Source organism: Klebsiella sp. ME-303 (genome assembly GCF_007910085.1).
GTDB classification, from domain to species: domain Bacteria; phylum Pseudomonadota; class Gammaproteobacteria; order Enterobacterales; family Enterobacteriaceae; genus Klebsiella; species Klebsiella michiganensis.
The window spans coordinates 1-17,281 of the sequence record NZ_VOJB01000041.1 but is presented as its reverse complement, the minus strand read 5'-3'; the positions used below and the strand labels follow the sequence as shown (position 1 = coordinate 17,281).

Below are 17,281 nucleotides of genomic sequence, written 5' to 3'. Positions count from 1 at the left end.
TGACGCTGCGTGAGGGACGCGGCGATATCATTTTCAGGCCGGGGACGCGCTCGTCTGGCAATTATTGTCGCTCTTTTATAAGCCTGGCTGTCAGAAGTGATATTTTTAACGTCCCAGCAAACTATGACTCCCACCAGATCGGAATTTTTAAATTCGGCGACGGAAATAAAGCACCTTAGAACAATAGCGCATTAAGTTATGAATAATATGTGCAACGCGCCGTAATTTAAGCGAAACCGGTTAGGTATCAGCAAATAACATTCGGGCATGAGTTAAACCAAAAAATAATAATGCACTGATAACAAACTCCGTTATCGTGTTCGCGTAATACGTTGTTTTTCAGAAATGACTTTCTCATCAGGGTAAAAATATGCCAACAAAAATTCATAAATTGCTGTTGTCGCTGGCGATCGCCGCCGCGCCTTTTTTCAGCCATGCCGAAGAGTCCACCTGGGATCATATTAAGCAATCGGGCGAACTGCGCGTCGGCGTCGCGCAGGGGGAACCGTGGTATTTCAAAGATCCAGCCACCGGTCAGTGGAACGGCATTGGCTATAACGTGGGTAAAGTACTGGCAAAAGATTTAGGCGTAAAACTGGTGCCGGTGGAGACCACCTGGGGAAATGCGGTCGCCGCGCTGCAGGCCGGCCAGATTGATACCATGCTGGTGCTGGACCCCACCGATGAACGCCGCAAAGCCGCCGACTTTTCCGACCAGCCCTTCCTCTGGTATGCGCAGGGGGTCCTGATCCGCGACGGCGTGAAGGCCGAGAGCTGGGAAGATCTCAATCGCCCGGATATTAAGATTGGCGTCACGCTCGGCAGCAGCCCGGACCTGATACTGACCAAAAAATTACCCAAAGTGCAGCTGGTGCGCTTTACCAATATGGATGAAGGCGTCGCAGCCTTCTACGCCGGACGCGTCGACGCCCTCTCGTACGTTCACCCGGCGCTGGCTCTGCAGCAGGCAAAAGTGCACAAAGGCAACCTGATTCTGCCAAAACCGATTATTGCCATCAGCACCGGCGGCGCGCTGCGCAAAGAGAGCGATCCCCGCTTCCGCAACTTTCTGAATGAAGAGTTTGCCAAAATTTACCAGTCGGGACAGAGCAAACAGTTTTATGAAGACGCCCTTAAGCTACGCGGTGTGGATATCAGCAAAGTGCCCTCGGTGATTAAAGAAGAGTGGAAATAAGCGACTACTCTCCTGGCGCGGACAGAAGCGGCGAGATTGCCGCGCCAATGTCCGCGCAGCGTTCCATATCCAGCAGAGCGTCAATCAGCCGCGCTGCCCGCGGCGCGCTGAGGCGTGATGATAGGTTGGCCACGCATTTATCCACGATCCGCTGTTCCGGCAGCGGATTTTCTGCACACCCCGGCGGGAAGTCGATACGCTCTCCGGCGATCGTCCTTCCCTTTACCACAATGTCCACGCGCGCGGCGGGACGGCGATGCTGCAGCATCAGCTGTTCAAAGGTCTCATCGGCGATGATTTCAACCCGGTCAGCGAAGGCAAGGAGTGGCGCCGCGCCGCGCGTCCGATCGCTGCTCCACTGGTGACGCGCGATTTTAAACGCCAGGCAGGCTATCGCCAGCGGCAGACTGAACTGCGCATCGGTATTGCTGACGGGACGCGCGTCGGCGAAAAAACGGGCCAGGGTAAAACTACCGTAAACGCGAATCCGCTCAATCGACTCTGGCGACGGAATACGGTCCAGCAGACGCTCAAACGACGCCAGCGCGGTATGCATCCAGCGGCATACCGGATAGTCTTTGAAACTGGCGTGCCTGAGCTGCCAGTGCGTCGCCAGATGCTCCGTCAGCCGTTCTGGCTGAAAACGGTCGGAGCCTGACATCCGCCAGAACCCCTGTTCACCATCGAGTATCTCGCGCGGCCCCACTATCCCCGCGAGGTGTAGCTCCACCGCGCGTACGCCGGCCTCTGCCGCCGGCGCGTTGTAATCCTTAAACGAAACCAGTGGACGCGCCTGCCAGTTGTATTTATGCAACGTGGGCAAAGGGGTTAACGAGGCGGCCAGTCCCAGGCTATTTTCCAGCCCCGCGGCATCGCAGCCGCGCAGTAAACCATACGCCACCGCCGCCCCCAGCGATTCGTGCTGGCACACGCCGTACACTTGTTGAAACCGTTCAGGACTCGGCTGCTGAGAGATAATCACGCGGCTATTGATTTCCCAGGCCGCCACCAGAGAGGTCAGCAACGCCCCGCCGCTGACCAGCCCGCCCTGGCCCACCGCAGCCAGCGCCCCGGCCACCAGCGTGGCGCCGGGATGCCCCATCCCCCGCCCGGCGACTTCAAAACCATCGTCATAATCCAGCGCGTTTATCGCAGCGGCGTTGAGGAACGCGGCGCCGCTGGCGGAGAGCGGAGTTCCACCGTCGAGCACCGCGCTTCTGCCGGTCGCGTACTGGCTACGAATAACCCGCGTGCTTTTCCGCAGCACGCTGTCTTCGCAGCCGGCAACGCCGCAGCCCAGGCTATCGATAAAATGCAGAGCGATCCTGGCTTTCACCGACGCCGGTATCGCAGCCGGGGTGAGTTCGCCGGCAAAACGCGCCAGCGTAGCGGTTAAGGAATCAGAGTCTGGCATTGCTTTCTCGCGTAAATATTTATAACCAAAAGAGATAATAGCAATGGTTTTTATTATTTAATTATCACATTTCGCTACTGCTAAGATGATGTCGTTCTAAAACCATCACCATCGTTTTGCGTTTTTCAGGGGTTCCAGAACTATGTCGTATCAATGGGATTTTGCCGCCATCTGGCCATATCGCATGCTGTTGCTGGAGGGGCTGTGGGGTACCATTCAGATCGGCGTCACCAGTATTTTATTCGGCATGCTGGCCGGCATTGCGCTGGCGTTGATGAAGGCCTCGCCGCTAATGCTCTTCCGTCTTCCGGCGCTGATACTGATCGGCTTTTATCGTAATACTCCCGCTATCGTCCACTTCTTCTGGATCTACTACGCTCTGCCAGTCGTCAGCCCGCTGACGCTCTCGCCGTTTGCTGCCGCGGTACTGGCGCTCTCCTCCCAGTCGGCCGCGTTTTATGCCGAAGTTTACCGCGGCGGCATCCAGTCGATCGGCGACGGACAATGGGAAGGCGCGAAGGCGTTGGGCATGTCGCGCGCCACCGCGCTCCGCCGGGTCATTTTCCCTCAGGCGCTGCGCAGAATGATTCCTCCTTTCCTTGAGCGTTCTTTCGAACTGCTCAAATCCACCGCCCTTGCTTCGTCTCTGGCGTACAGCGAGCTGCTGTATCAGGCGATGCAAATCAACAGTCAGACTTACCGGCCCCTGGAAGTGTATTCGCTTATTGCGGTGATGTACTTCACTCTGCTGCTGATTATCAGCCAGGGCAGCCAGCTGCTTGAACGACGCCTTGCCGTCTCCGACTCACGTTAACGAGAGAACAACCATGCATTATCAGTGGGACTTTTCCCTTGTCTGGCAAAACTTGCCGGTACTGTTGAAGGGACTGGGCGTTACGCTGGAGCTATGGCTGCTGGCGGGAATTGTCGGCACGCTGATCGGGCTTGCCGTTGGCGTCGTCCGTGCCCGCGGGCCGCGCTATTTTTATCCCCTTACCAGCGCCTTTGTCGAGGTGTTCCGCAATACGCCGGTGCTTATCCAGCTCATCTGGTTCTACTATGCCTTTCCGGTGCTGGTGGGCATTCAGTTTTCCACTTTTGGCGCCGCCGCGCTGGCGTTAACCCTGTACACCGCCGCCTACAGCACCGAGATTTTTCGCGCCGGGCTACAGTCCATCGAACGCGGGCAGTGGGAAGGGGCAAAAGCCTTAGGCATGCCGCCGGGCGTGATGCTGCGGCGTATTATCCTGCCGCAGGTATTTCGCCGTATGTTGCCAGCCCTGACAAACCGCATGATTGAACTGGCGAAGGTGACCTCCCTGGCCTCGATTCTCACGGTTAACGAACTGATGTATCAGGGCAGGCTGCTAAGCAGTACCTGGTATCGTCCGGTGGAGATTTTCACCGTCGTCGCCCTGCTCTATTTTGTGCTGATCTGGCCCGGAAGTTACCTGGCGGCACGTCTGGAGCGCCGCTACCGTCCACATCCTTAATATGATGAGAAAGGCCATGTCAGAGAAAAAAGTCGTCATGCGGATACGCGCCCTGCACAAACGCTTTGGTGCGCAAAGCGTGTTACAGGGCATCGATTTAGATATCTATGCCGGTGAGAAAATCGCCATCATTGGCGGCAGCGGCTCGGGTAAGAGCACCCTGCTGCGCTGTCTGAACTTTATGGAAATACCCAGCGCTGGCACCGTAGAACTGGACGGCGTTACCCTCGGTAAAATCGACAGCCGCGGTCAGCGGCGCTATAGCGAAAAACAGCTGAGCGATGTTCGCCAGCGCGTGGGGATGGTGTTTCAGCAATTTAATCTCTTCCCGCATCTCACGGTGCTGCAAAATGTCAGCGAAGCCCTGATATCGGTGAAAAAGATGCGTCGCGAAGAGGCGATGCGCATTGCCCACGCGCAGTTGGAAAAAGTGGGGCTCGGCCATAAGCACCAGGCCTGGCCCGGCAGCCTGTCCGGCGGTCAACAGCAGCGCGTCGCTATTGCTCGCGCCCTGGCAATGGCGCCAGAGATAATATTGTTCGATGAGCCCACCTCGTCCCTCGACCCTGAACTCGTGGGGGAAGTGCTGCATACCATCCGTGAACTGGCAGATGAGGGGCGGACGCTGCTGCTGGTCACTCATGAGCTGGGCTTTGCCTGGCATTTCGCCGATCGGGTGATTTTTATCGAAAACGGCGTGATTCATGAAATGGGCACCCCGGAAGAGGTGCTGCGCCATCCGCGCCAACCGCGCACCCAGGCCTTCCTTTCCCGTTTCGCTGAACGGGCATTTTAACCGCAAGGAAACATGATGAGTTTAGCTCTCTCCGCTCAAAGCAGTCAGGCGTACCTGCAGGATACGCGCAACGACAATGTGCAGGTGTACGTCAACGGCGAATTCGTTCACCGCGATCGCGCCACGGTTTCCGTTTTCGATTCCGGCTACGTCTGCGGCGACGGGGTCTGGGAGGGGCTGCGGCTGGTGAACGGCAAGCTGATCGCCCTTCAGGCGCATCTCGATCGCCTGTTTGCCGGGGCGGCCGCTATCCAGCTCAATATCGGCCATAGTCGTGAGGAGCTAACCGATATTATGTACAGCACGCTGAAGATCAACGGTATGACGGACGGCGCCCATCTGCGGCTCATGATCACCCGCGGCAAAAAGCGCACGCCAAATCAGGACCCGCGCTTTATCCTCGGCGGCGCCACTATCGTCTGCGTGGCGGAATATAAGGTTGTGGATGAACAGGCCAAACGGCGCGGCCTTGCCCTGCTCACCTCGACCTATCGTACCAGCGCGCCGGATGTTTTCGATTTGCGTCTTAATTCCCACAGCCGCCTGAATTTGATCCAGGCGCTATTGCAGGCGCTGGACGCCGGCGCAGATGAAGCGCTGATGCTGGACCCTCATGGGTTTGTCGCCAGCTGCAATTCCACCAACTTTTTTATCGTACGCCAGGGCGAGCTGTGGACCTCAAACGGCCTGTACTGCTTTAACGGTATTACCCGCCACACGATCTTGTCACTGGCGCGCCAGCAGGGCCTCGGCGTGCAGGAAAGATCCTTTACCCTTGCCGAAGCCTTCACTGCGGACGAAGCTTTTGTCACCGGAACGCTGGCAGGTATTACCCCGGTAAACAGGCTCGACGGCAGGCGCTTCGACCTCAACGAAAATCCGGTGACCCGACGTATCAGCGGCTGGTATCAGGACTATTTACAGCAGGCGGAGTCGCCGCCCGCCGACCATCGCCGGACGAAAAAAAACCCGCAGAGATAGCGCGGGTTGATTCAAATGCAAATCCATTGACTGCAAATAACATCACAATAACCAGGCGTTATTTTATGATGTGCATCACAAAAACATCACCCCCTGTTCGGGGGGGATGCTGACTTCTCCCGGGCCTCTCTTTATCCTCCCCGCGCGCAGCGTGGAGGGCTAAGGGCATAACGTGGCGGCCCAGCGCAGCCCTGATTCGCGCAGCGCAAAGATCGCCTGAGGGATTTTTGCTTTTTTTGCAGCCGGATGTAAGAATCGACAACAATTTTTATGGGTCAACGCGTTCACTGATGCCGCTCACCGCAGGGGCTGGGATATCGGCCATCGGGATGACATTGCGCATACGTCGTTGCAGCGTGCCGCCCGCCATATCAAATGAATGACTGCTCGCTACCAGAAACCCTCTGTATTACTTCATTCCACGGGAAACAGTATGAAGCCAAAACAAGCGGAAATTATCCGCCAGTCAATGTCTCTGTTTAACAAAGAGGGGTATCAGTCGCCGAGTATTGACCGGATATCGGAGAATGCGGGCATCTCCAAAATGACCTTCTACCGCTACTATGCGGATAAAGAGGCGCTCATTCTTGATATTTTACAGCAGAAAGAGAGTGAGTTTATGCAGGCGCTGCAGGAGATTACCGCCGATAAACCTTCAGGCCGCGAGAAGCTGTTTGCCGTCTTCGAATATTACAATAACTGGTTCACCTGTGAGGATTTCCACGGCTGCATGTTCACCCGCGCCCTGTTTGAATATGGAACCTCGTCTTCCGCTATCCGGGCGACATGCTCACGGTTTAAATCGCGCCTCTACCAGTTTTTCCGCGACATTCTTACCCTGCTGTTAAAACCGGAACCTGCGGAACGGGTGGCGATGATGATGCTCATGCTGATTGACGGCGCCATTGCCGCTCAGCAGGCGGAGTCCTCGGAATGCCGGGAGATCCCTCCCGGAATAACGGCCTGGAGCGCGGCAAAAGCGCTTATTTATTCAGAGGGCGGCACCCTCTGACTCGCGTTCAACAACGGTACGTAACGCCTCCAGCAGACAATCGTAGTAATCGCAGCAGGTCTGAAGACGCAGCGCTGCGCCAACGTAGACCTCCTCCAGCGCAGCCGGGTTTTTATTGCCGATCGGAACGATAACGTTATTCAGCCACCCATCGGCGTGACCGATATCAACCTCGATATGTTCCGCGTAATAATGCACGTCGCGATCCGTAAGGCCAATGCGACGGCACCCGGTCACGAGCTTCTGGTACTGCGGCGGGTCCAGCAGTTCCGTCATCGCCATCACGCCGAGCGATTTGTAGTAATGCTGACGGTTAACGCCGCCCAGCATGAACGCGTTATACCCGGCGAGCCCCTGCCAGTCATACAGATGGGCGAAATGGTTTTCAGGCAGCGCAATATCTCTGCGCTTCAGCAAATCCTTATACAGATTAACGTGCGTAAACTCCTGGCTGCCCTGGCCTATTTCATCCCAAAGGTTCTGGGCAATCTCTGCACGCGTTTCTGGCAGAGAGCCGACCAGCCCCATCGCGACCAGATCGAAAAACAGCAGATTGAGCGCGCTATCGCTTTTGAAGAAATAGTCTATTTGCGTAGCAGAGGCGGAAGAGGAGAGAAAATCAAAGAGGGGATGGTGCGAAGCCGGATGTTTCTGACATAAATGACGGAGTTCCTCAACGATATTCCCGGCGTCAAGCGCGGGTATCGGGAAACTGAAACGTTTTTTTTCCACCCGGAGCCATTCTGATTCGATGTAGCTTCTGATCCCGCAGAGTAATGGATGAAACTGGTTTTTTGCCGCCGCCGATAGCGGCTCCGCCAGCCACGCCTGGTAGAGTTTAAACAGCGCGCTGTGGGCACGTTTTTTCGCTTGCGGATCGTTGGCGGTAAAAGCCTTAGTACAGGTATTTTCGGTCAGGTACCAGGCTCTGTCCGCCAGTAGCGGATTGGCCGTCAGTTTCAGTGAAAGCGCGTTGCTGTGAAGAAGCTGGTCAATCATGTCATCCAGAGAGAGCCTGGCCATTGCGGAATGTTGTTCGTTCCCGGTGAAACCATTTTCTGTCTTACGCATTGATTTATCCCTGTTTAATGCATGGTATATATACGTTATCGTACAGACAAATATGCTGCAATCAGATTTTTTGCACACAGGTAACTAATTTTTAAACATATGATTTAAAATAAAAAAATAATAAAACCGCCCAATAACCATAAAATTTAATTGATATATTAAAAAAAATAAAGTTACCATTTAGTACAGTTCGAAGCGATGCAAGGAATGAGCATGCCTTACCTGTTACTCACGCTGGCGGCCCTGTTTTGGGGAGGGAATTATGTCGTAGGGCATATTCTCGTTCAGGGCGCGGATCCGATTCTCATGACCGAAGCGAGATGGGCGTTGACCGCACTACTGCTGGTATTGCTGTATCAGCGGCAAATCCGCGACAGTCGGCCGTTGTTCCGCCAGAATGGCGCAACGCTGCTGGTTCTAACGCTGTGTGGACAGGTGAGCTTTCCCTTAACCCTCTATATTGGTCTGCAGTCGACGTCTGCGCTGAACGCAGCGATTTACATGTCTGCGACCCCCTGTATGGTGCTGATGATTAATCGCCTGATTTTCCATGACCGGGTATCGGCGCGGAACTGGTGGGGCGTGATCTTTAGTACCGCAGGGGTGCTGCTGCTCCTGCTGCATGGCAACCTGAGCAACGCAGAGGGGCTAAAAGGGTTTAGCCAGGGCGATCTGTGGGCAATGGGCTCGGCGCTAAGCTGGGCAGTATACTGCTCGCTGTTGCGTAACAAAGATCGTCGTATCCCCGCCAATGCTTTCGTCGCCGTCAGTTCGCTTCTTGGCGCCCTTATTCTGCTTCCGGTGGTGATTTTCTGGCTGTGGCTGCACCCCGCCACCTCATTCGCCGCCTACCACGATATCGCTTTCCTTACTGGACTGGCGTATCTGGTGATTTTCCCCTCGTGGCTGGCCTACCTGTTCTGGAATAAAGGCATCGCGGCTATTGGCGCGACTCGCGGTGAGATTTATACCCATATTATTCCACTTTCCGGCGGCATATTAAGCATTGTGTTTTTACATACCCAGCCGCATCTCTATCATTTACTGAGCTCGCTATTAATTTTGACCGGAATCGCGATTTGCTCATTCGCTAAAAAAGCAGCGGCGTATTCATAAATAATAATCTAACGTTTTAACCCATATTCACCGAAGAGTTTAATATGCTCAGGATATACTTATACCTTATTCTCGCCGCATCGGTTTCCGCGCTGGCGACAGATATGATCGTGCCCGCGCTGCCCCTATTACAAAAAGCGTTTACTACCGATTATTCGGCTATTCAGTTAACCATTAGTGGTTTTCTGGTGATATACGCGGCGAGCCAGTTATTATCAGGATTTCTTGGCGAAAAGCTGGGTAAATTACGCGTACTGACGGCCAGCTTTTTGCTTTTCCTCGCGGGCAGCCTCCTCTGTTTTATGTCCGATAGTTTAATGATGCTGTTGGCCGGCAGGGCATTACAGGCCCTTGGCGCCGGCGCCGGGCCGGTCCTGTCTAAAGCTATCGCTAAAGAGACGTTCTCCCCGCTAACGCTCAAGCGCGCGCTTTCCGATATTTCTTCCGCCAGCGCGGTGGTTCCTCTTATTGCGCCGCTGGCCGGCGCCGCGCTCCTCGGCTATCTGAGCTGGAATTCGATATTCCTGGTCATGGCCCTGTTTAGCGTCGTCACCCTTGTGCTCTCTCCGCGTCGCCTTGAGCAGCATGATGCGGCCGCGGCGCCCTCCTCTTCCGGGTTTATCACCCCGGCATTTATTCAGGGAACGCTGCTGGTTTCGCTGATTCTGAGTTCGCTGTTTTGCTATATCTCGCTGTCGCCGGCCATTTTTATGCAGCAGCTGGGGCTAAGCACCATGCACTACTCGCTGCTCTTTTCTGCTTCCGTATTATTTTTTATTATTGGCAATCAGATCGCCAAATTCGAGCGAATAATTAACCCGTGGATTTTATTTCTCCTGAATGCGCTGGCGGTTACCCCATTTATTATCGGCAGCCACTCACTACTATTATGTATCACCGGCTCGATGATTTTTAACCTCACCCTTGGCGCCTATTACCCGAGCGCGAATTTTATCGCGCTGCAAATCAAAGGCAGCAAAACAGGTATTGCGGCGTCCGTCACCGGATTTATTCAAACGGTGAGCGCCGGCGCCATCAGCTATTTCGCCGTAAAACTAACGGATACCGGTATGGGGTTTGACAGAACCCTCGGTGCCAGCACGTTAACGCTGGCAATTCTGTCTCTTCTGGTAGTCACGACAATGAAGGTAACGCAATGGAAAACTGGCAAAAAAGGAAAATAGACAGGTCGCTAAAATATCAGACCCGGGTATTCTCTGAACATATTAATGAACTGGTCGCGGTAAAAAGGGACGGCAAGGTCATTACCCTCGACGATGGTAGAAAAATGGTGGAATTTGTCTCATGCTCTTATCTTGGGCTAGAGACTCACCCGGCGCTGAAAAAAGCGGTTGTCGACGCCATTGAGCGTTTTGGCGTGCAGGTTTCTGTCGCCAGAACGCGGGTAAAAGTCGATCTGTTCCCGCAGCTGGAAGCACGACTGAACGACATCATGCATGGGGCTCATACTCTGACGTTTAACGCCGTGACCCCTTGCCATATCGCAGTGCTGCCGCTGCTGGCATCCGGGACGCTGCCGCATTTTACGTTCAGCAAAAAACCCTATTTTATTATGGAGAAGACCGCGCACGCGACGTTGCAGATCAACCGCGGGCTTTTACAGCAGTTTGGGGAAGTCGTCAGAATTGATTTTCAGGATAAGGCGCGGATTGAAGAGGCTTTTCGCTATGCGGCCAGCCAGGGATTAACGCCGATCTCGGTATCAGACAGCGTAGGCTCAATGGGCGGCGTCGCCCCCGTCGCGCATATTGTCCGCCTGGCGCATCAGTATGACGGCTACGCGTATATAGACGATGCGCACGGCACCTCTATCTACGGAGAGTACGGTTCCGGATACGTTATGTCATGCCTCGGCCATCGGCTTGACGAACGTATTATTATCGCCGGCTCGCTATCTAAAGCCTTTGGCTCACACGGCGGATTTATCGCCTGTCGCGACGCTGAGACCATCAAATTTATTAAGACCTACGGCACAACCTACGCCTTTGGTGGGCCGCCTTCATTGCCTGGAATTGCCGCCTGCGTAGCCGCCGCCGATCTCCACCTGGACGGCACCGTCGCTGCCCGCCAGGAGAAGCTTCAGAACGTCATTCGCTATTTTGACGAAGTTTTCGGCAAGATCGACATCGTTAACCGGGGTACGACGATGCCGATTCGGGGGATCCTGATTGGTAACGAAGATCTCGCCATCACGATGTGCAAAAAACTGCACGATCGCGGCTTCGCGACGACCGTGGCGATGTATCCAACCGTTGAAGAAGGGCACGCCATTCTGCGCTGCGCATTGTCGGCGCTCCACGAGAGCGGGCAAATCGACGACTTCCATAAAAACTTCAGAGAATCATTGGCTGAAGCCACGAAATAAATAGCTGCTGCCGGCCTGCTTCGGCAGGCCGCCTACGGATGCTGGACTCTTTTGGATGTATTGCCGTTTTAGCCTCACTGATGTTAGCCTCAATCGGTTTGAGTGATTATCTCGAGGATATGCTGAACAAAATTAACCGCCGGGGCTCACGCCCGCTGGCCATATTTTTGACCTATTTTCCTGCCGCGCTAGCCTCTATTTTTGCCCCGCAAGGATTTTTGTCTGCCCTGGCCTTTGCCGGCATCTCGCTGGTGCTGTGGAGTATATTATTGCCGCCTTATTTACTTATTAAGGCCAGGCGTTCCGCACTGCCGGCGGTGTATTTTTTCCCAGCCAGTAACTTCATCCTGAAAATGATTATTGCCGTTGGAGCCATACTCTGGCTACTGATGATTTACGCTTTTCTTTAATAAAAAAGAACCGGGATAACCCGAATATTCAAAAACTCCCGGTTTTCCCAATCTGACAGCCGAACAATACACCATGGGGCCCAATATTCATCGCTATATTCAGGCGTGATGAAAAGCGCCGCGGACTGCGGCGCTTTTCTCTGCTTTCGGACGGTCACGCCAGGCGTTCGTTGAGCAGGCAGACGAGCGCCTTAATGTTGTTCAGCATGGCGCCGGGCTTCAGGACGGATCCTGAACCAGATCGCATACATGGCGGGCAAGAACACCAGCGTCATGACGGTTCCCCCCAACGTCCCGCCAATCAGGGTATAGGCGAGCGTCCCCCAGAACACCGAATGGGTCAGAGGAATGAACGCCAGAACGGCGGCCATGGCCGTCAGTAAGACGGGCCTGGCTCTCTGCACCGTCGCTTCGATGACCGAATGGTACGGATCGAGACCTTCTTTCTCATTATGGTGAATCTGCCCGATAAGAATCAGCGTATTACGCATCAGAATGCCCGAAAGCGCGATCAGCCCGACGAGGGCGTTGATACCAAATGGCTGATTGAAAAGCAGCAGCGCGGGAACCACGCCGACAAGCCCGAGCGGAGCGGTTAGAAATACCATAACCATGGCCGACATTGAGCGCACCTGCACAATGATGATCAGCAGCGTCAGGGCGATCATGATGGGGAACAGCGGCGCCATCGCCCGGGTGGCTTTAGCCGATTCCTCAATTGAACCCGCCATTTCGATGCGGTACCCCGGCGGAAGCGAGTCCACAATCGGCTGCAGCTGTTTCATGATGGAGGCGGAAACGTCCGGCGGCTGAAGATTATCGGCAATATCCCCCCGCACGGTAATCGTGGGCGTTCTGTCGCGGCGACGCAGTAAAGGATCTTCCATTCTGACCTCCACCTTCCCGATTTGCGCGAGCGGGATGCGCTGGCCCGCATTGCCGACCAGGCTAAACCCTTCAATTTTGGCCGGATCCAGACGTATATCCCCCGCGGCGCGCCCCGTCACCTGCACCGAGCGAATATCTTCCCGCACGGCGGTGATGGGAATGCCCGATAGCAGGAACTGGAGCTGCTGAGCAACGGCATTGGACGTTAAGCCGGTTGCCTGTAGACGGTCCTGATCGAGGGTGAAATGCAGTGTCGGCACGCGCGATCCCCAGTCGGTGTTGACGGTCCTCATCATCGGGCTTGCCTGCAGCACGCCCTTAACCCGGTCCGCGATGTCGCGCAGTGTATCGGTATCCGGCCCCATCACTCGCCAGGCGACCGGGAAAGGGGAATACGGGCCAAACACCAGCTGCGTCACGCGAACGCGTGCTTCAGGCGCCAGTCCGCTGGCTACGGCTTGCCGCAGCCGCAATTTGAGCGCATCGCGTGATGCCTGGCTGTCCGTCAATATCACTATTTTGGCAAACGACGGGTCGGGAAGTTCGGGGGCCATCGCCAGGTAAAAACGCGGTGAACCCTGGCCAATGTAGGCGGTAACTATCCTGGCTTCCGGCTGTTTTTCCAACCAGTCCTCTATTTTGACCGTTGCCGCGCTGGTCTGCTCAATCGAGGTGCCATAGGGCATCTGCACTTCAACGAGCACTTCCGGGCGGTCAGAGGTGGGGAAAAACTGTTTTTTTACCAGCCCCATCCCCATGACCGCCAGCGCGAAAAGCGCGATGACGGAACCGGCCACGAGCCATTTCCTGGCGATAACGCGGGTCAGCAGGCGGCGAAAGCGGTTATAGCGCGGCGTGTCATAGATGGCGGTATGCCCCCCTTCTACCTTTGCGATATCCGGCAGCATTTTCACCCCCAGATAAGGGGTGAAAACAACGGCGACCAGCCATGAGGCAATCAGGGCGAGGCCAACAATCCAGAACATATTGCTGGTGTATTCCCCGGCGGTGGACTGGGCGAAACCATTCGGCATAAAGCCGATAGCCGTGACCAGGGTACCGGCCAGCATGGGCGCGGCGGTATGGCTCCAGGCGTAGGCGGAAGCTTTGATTCTGTCGTAGCCCTCCTCCATTTTCACCACCATCATTTCGATGGCGATTATCGCGTCGTCAACCAGTAAGCCCAGCGCAAGAATCAGGGAGCCCAGCGTCACGCGGTCAAAGTTGATACCGGCGGCCTCCATCACCACAAAAACAACCGCCAGCGTCAGGGGAACCGCCGCCGCGACCACGACCCCCACGCGCCACCCCATGCTGACAAAACAGACCACCATCACCACGAGCAGGGCGACGAAGAATTTGATCATAAACTCATCGACTGCGGCGCTGATATTCACGGACTGATCGGTGACTTTCGTCAGGGTCATCCCCAGCGGCATACTGGCATTGATTTTTGCCGTTTCGGCATCCAGCGCTTTACCCAACGCCAGCCCATTCCAGCCTTCACGCATCACGATCCCCAGCAGCAGCGCCGGTTCATGTTGATTACGAATCTGCAAAGTGGGCGGATCTTCATAACCGCGTTCTACCGTTGCCACGTCGGACAGCTTGAGCGTTTTACCCTGAGCAATAAATGGCGTATCGCGGATCTTCTGCAATTCATCGAAAGCGCCATCGAGGCGGATAAAGATCTGCGCGCCGCGCGTTTCAATTGAACCTGCCGCGGTTAATGCGTTCTGGTTATTCAGCGCATTGAAAATATCCTGCGGCGAGAGCCCCATGGTAGCCAGACGCTCATGGGAGAAAGAGATATAAATCCGTTCGGCCTGTTCGCCGATAATATTGACTTTCTTGACCCCCGGGACGTGCAGGAGCTGCTGGCGTAACGTTTCGGCATCGCGGACCAGCAGGCGCTGCGGTTCTCCTTTCGCTTTCAGCGCAAACAGGGCGAAAGTGACGTCGGCAAATTCATCATTTATCATCGGCCCCGTCACGCCGGCGGGGAGGTTTCTGCTTTCATCGCCAAGCTTCTTCCGCGCCTGGTAGAACTCTTCCTGCACCTGTGATGGCGGCGTATTGTCCTGGAGTGAGAGCGTGATAAAGGCCATGCCGGGCCGGGTATAGGTTTCCGTGCGGTCATACCATTTGAGCTCCTGCAGGCGTTTTTCCAGCGGCTCAGCCACCTGATCCTGCATCTCCTGCGCGGTCGCGCCGGGCCAGACGGTGATAACCGTCATTTGCTTAACCGTAAAGGGGGGATCCTCCGCTCGCCCGAGGCCAAAAAAGGCGTAAATACCGGCGATAGTCACCAGAATAATTAAAAACAGCGTGACCGAGCGCTCGCGCACCGCAAGCGCTGACAGGTTAAAGCGGCCCTGGCTCATGGTTTATCCCCCGTCCGGGCCGTATCCGGTTGCCCGGCCAGGCGGACAGCCTCGCCCTCGTGCAGAAGATGCGCCCCTAGCGCAACGATCTCCTCACCGGGCTTCACCTCGCCCGTTACCTGCGCCGCCTCCTCGCCCACGCTCAGCACCTTGACGGGCTGCCATGCGACCCTGGCTGGCTGCGCGGAGATCCGCCAGACGCCCGGTCCCTTGCCCGCATCATAAAGCGCGGCCAGCGGTACCTGCATGACCTGGCTTTCCCCACTCTGTTTTTTGATGTGCAGCGTTACGGTCGCCCCCAGCGGCGCGTTGGCTAACGGGCCTTCCAGCACGTACCGCGCCTCAAAGGTACGGGTGGTGGCATCGGCGGCATCGGAAAGCAGGCGCAGTTTTGCGGCGACGGGCTGCGTTTCGTCGCCATAGCGCGTCGCCAGCGCTTCGCTGCCGATGGCAGGGCGCAGCGTCTCCGGCAGCTGTACCAGCGCCTCACGCTGCCCCGCTCTGGCCAGCCGGATCACCGCCTGCCCGGCACTGACAACCTGACCGGGTTCGGCAAGCGTCTCCATCACCACGCCGTCAGAGTCCGCCAGCAGCACGGCATAGCCCGTGGCATTTTGCGCCACGTTTGCCTGCGCTTGGGCTGCGCTGAGATCCGCTTTCGCGGAATCTGCCGCCGCTTTGATCTGGTCATACTCCGAGGCGGAGACTGCGCCAGCGCCAACGAGGCCACGGTAGCGCGCCTCATCGCTGATGGCTTTTCGCGCCCGCGCCCTGGCGGCGTCAACGGCCTGTTGCTGAGCCACGGCCTGCAGCTTCAGGTCGGCGGGATCCAGCCGCATCAGCGGCTGACCGCGCTTAACGGTCTGGCCAGTATCAACAAAGCGTTCAAGGATCTTACCCTGCACTCTAAAACCAAGATCGCTTTGCGTTCTTGCCACCACCACGCCGGTATAGGCGCGAGAGGTATCGTGCGCGAGTTCTACGGATGCGGATCTGACGAGCGGCGGCTGGGTGCGCGGATCGTCACTCGAGGCGTTATCACCGCAGGCCACGAGGGCCAACGGCAGAAGACAAGCGGCAAAGCGGGCTGAATGAAGCCTGAGCATGGGAAACCCTTAATCAAATAACAGGATGGTTTCCGCATTCTCAGACTAGTGACCAATAAAGTCAATGGTCACAAATCAGGGGGCCAGGCTTCTTAAAATCAGCGACGAGAGAAGAACCGCCGCCGTTGGGGCCGTTTCGAGATTAAACTGCAGTTGAACAGGATTGATGAAGGGGCACATCACCATGTATATCGCATAAGTGGTTTCATCAAGGGGGGTTTTCCTTTCGAACTCCCCGGCCTGCCTGCCTTCAACAAGAATGCTCTCAATCAGCTTTAACAGCCGTTCCGCATACCTTTCTGTTGAAGGCCACTTCTCCCGCGAGGCGACGGCGGCAATATCGTAGAGTTTACGATCGTGAAAAAAGAGTTCGCTCCCCGCTTCAGTCAGCGCCCGGAAGAGACGGCGTAATTTTTCGCTGGCTGACGGCGCGTCAGCCACCGCTGAGAGTACTGCGGCCATGATCATTTCCAGGCGGTTAGCGCAGATCACTTCGCCGATAGCCTGTTTGGATTCAAAAAACTTATAGATATAAGATTTTGAAAAACCGATAGATTTAGCCAGCTCCGCCACGGTGGTTTTTTCATAGCCGTAATGCCCGAAATGCTCAAAGGCAGCGTCGACGATTTGCTCCCGGACGCTGTGATCGAGCGGGCCGCGTGATGATGGAACGTTCATATTCTTAGTCATTTTTTCAGCTTAGCGTGATGCGCCTTGATTGACAACAAGTGACCATTTTAGAATTAAGTCACGATTTCGACTTGTTTCAGGATCGCGCAATATCATCCTCACAGGTGACGGCACCTGCCCGAAGCGTCCGCGTCAGGCGACATACGCTGTTGGGCCAGATTCGGATGCTCCCCGAGCAAAATTGTATCAGACAAAATCCTTTGCCAACAAAAGCATCGGCTCACCTATGACAGCTTATCTCAATGATGGAAGTGAACGCTACGGCGTGACGCCCGCTTTTCTCAGCGGGCTAAGGCCGTCCTCAGGGCGCTCCCGATGGAGAGTAAGGACGACGGATTT

15 protein-coding genes are annotated in these 17,281 nt (G+C 55.6%); 10 read left to right on the top strand and 5 right to left on the bottom strand.

Translation table 11 applies throughout. From position 1 onward, the window contains the following. The first annotated feature begins 370 nt into the window (after window positions 1–370). Window positions 371–1,195 (top strand): transporter substrate-binding domain-containing protein, encoded by an 825-nt coding sequence (locus FQK12_RS00925; protein ID WP_014228723.1) that lies wholly within the window; start codon window positions 371–373, stop codon window positions 1,193–1,195. A gap of 4 nt (window positions 1,196–1,199) precedes the next feature. Here the strand turns inward: FQK12_RS00925 and FQK12_RS00920 are convergent, their stop codons facing one another. Next, window positions 1,200–2,609, bottom strand: coding sequence for an MmgE/PrpD family protein (locus FQK12_RS00920; RefSeq protein ID WP_014228722.1), 1,410 nt, complete (start codon window positions 2,607–2,609; stop codon window positions 1,200–1,202). Window positions 2,610–2,751: 142 nt separating this feature from the next. Between FQK12_RS00920 and FQK12_RS00915 the strand changes: the two genes are divergently transcribed. The 5 genes from FQK12_RS00915 (at window position 2,752) to FQK12_RS00895 (ending at window position 6,891) form a co-directional block, all read left to right on the top strand. After that, a complete protein-coding gene (locus FQK12_RS00915; RefSeq protein WP_014228721.1) occupies window positions 2,752–3,423 on the top strand; it encodes an amino acid ABC transporter permease in 672 nt (223 codons plus the stop codon). A 13-nt stretch (window positions 3,424–3,436) separates the two neighbouring features. Beyond that, window positions 3,437–4,102 carry an amino acid ABC transporter permease gene (locus FQK12_RS00910; protein WP_014228720.1) on the top strand — a complete coding sequence of 222 codons (666 nt, stop codon included), beginning with the start codon at window positions 3,437–3,439 and terminating at the stop codon, window positions 4,100–4,102. Window positions 4,103–4,118: 16 nt separating this feature from the next. Next, window positions 4,119–4,898: an amino acid ABC transporter ATP-binding protein gene (locus tag FQK12_RS00905; RefSeq protein WP_014228719.1), complete on the top strand. Its 780-nt coding sequence runs from the start codon at window positions 4,119–4,121 to the stop codon at window positions 4,896–4,898. A gap of 15 nt (window positions 4,899–4,913) precedes the next feature. Continuing rightward, window positions 4,914–5,879, top strand: a complete 966-nt coding sequence (locus FQK12_RS00900) for an aminotransferase class IV (RefSeq protein WP_014228718.1) — start codon at window positions 4,914–4,916, stop codon at window positions 5,877–5,879. 433 nt (window positions 5,880–6,312) lie between these two features. Next, window positions 6,313–6,891, top strand: a complete 579-nt coding sequence (locus FQK12_RS00895; RefSeq protein WP_004849617.1) for a TetR/AcrR family transcriptional regulator — start codon at window positions 6,313–6,315, stop codon at window positions 6,889–6,891. On the opposite strand, the gene FQK12_RS00890 is transcribed toward FQK12_RS00895, so the two are convergent. Next, window positions 6,871–7,962 (bottom strand): iron-containing redox enzyme family protein, encoded by a 1,092-nt coding sequence (locus FQK12_RS00890; RefSeq protein ID WP_014228717.1) that lies wholly within the window; start codon window positions 7,960–7,962, stop codon window positions 6,871–6,873. The genes FQK12_RS00895 and FQK12_RS00890 overlap by 21 nt on opposite strands. Before the next feature lie 213 nt (window positions 7,963–8,175). On the opposite strand from FQK12_RS00890, the gene FQK12_RS00885 reads away from it, so the two are divergent. Genes FQK12_RS00885 through FQK12_RS00870 form a run of 4 tightly spaced genes read left to right on the top strand, consistent with a single transcriptional unit; the run spans window position 8,176 to window position 11,874 of the window. Then, the gene (locus FQK12_RS00885; RefSeq protein ID WP_014228716.1) at window positions 8,176–9,078 is read left to right on the top strand and encodes a DMT family transporter; all 903 of its coding nucleotides are present in this window, start codon (window positions 8,176–8,178) and stop codon (window positions 9,076–9,078) included. 44 nt (window positions 9,079–9,122) lie between these two features. Continuing rightward, complete coding sequence (locus tag FQK12_RS00880) at window positions 9,123–10,262, top strand: MFS transporter (protein WP_014228715.1); 1,140 nt, start codon at window positions 9,123–9,125, stop codon at window positions 10,260–10,262. Beyond that, window positions 10,235–11,464: an aminotransferase class I/II-fold pyridoxal phosphate-dependent enzyme gene (locus FQK12_RS00875; protein WP_014228714.1), complete on the top strand. Its 1,230-nt coding sequence runs from the start codon at window positions 10,235–10,237 to the stop codon at window positions 11,462–11,464. Before FQK12_RS00880 ends, FQK12_RS00875 begins: the two co-directional genes overlap by 28 nt. Window positions 11,465–11,502: 38 nt before the next feature. Then, on the top strand, window positions 11,503–11,874 hold the full coding sequence (locus FQK12_RS00870; RefSeq protein ID WP_014228713.1) for an aromatic amino acid transport family protein: 372 nt from the start codon (window positions 11,503–11,505) through the stop codon (window positions 11,872–11,874). Between the two features lie 191 nt (window positions 11,875–12,065). Here FQK12_RS00870 and FQK12_RS00865 read toward each other — a convergent pair whose 3' ends face one another. The 3 genes from FQK12_RS00865 to FQK12_RS00855 all read right to left on the bottom strand — a co-directional run bounded on the left by FQK12_RS00865 (window position 12,066) and on the right by FQK12_RS00855 (window position 16,942). After that, window positions 12,066–15,146 carry an efflux RND transporter permease subunit gene (locus FQK12_RS00865; protein ID WP_014228712.1) on the bottom strand — a complete coding sequence of 1,027 codons (3,081 nt, stop codon included), beginning with the start codon at window positions 15,144–15,146 and terminating at the stop codon, window positions 12,066–12,068. Then, entirely contained in the window at window positions 15,143–16,252 is a 1,110-nt protein-coding gene (locus tag FQK12_RS00860; protein WP_014228711.1) for an efflux RND transporter periplasmic adaptor subunit, read from the bottom strand. The genes FQK12_RS00865 and FQK12_RS00860 overlap by 4 nt, the downstream gene beginning before the upstream one ends. A 75-nt stretch (window positions 16,253–16,327) precedes the next feature. Beyond that, window positions 16,328–16,942, bottom strand: a complete 615-nt coding sequence (locus FQK12_RS00855; RefSeq protein ID WP_032693376.1) for a TetR/AcrR family transcriptional regulator — start codon at window positions 16,940–16,942, stop codon at window positions 16,328–16,330. Window positions 16,943–17,281 lie beyond the last annotated feature (339 nt).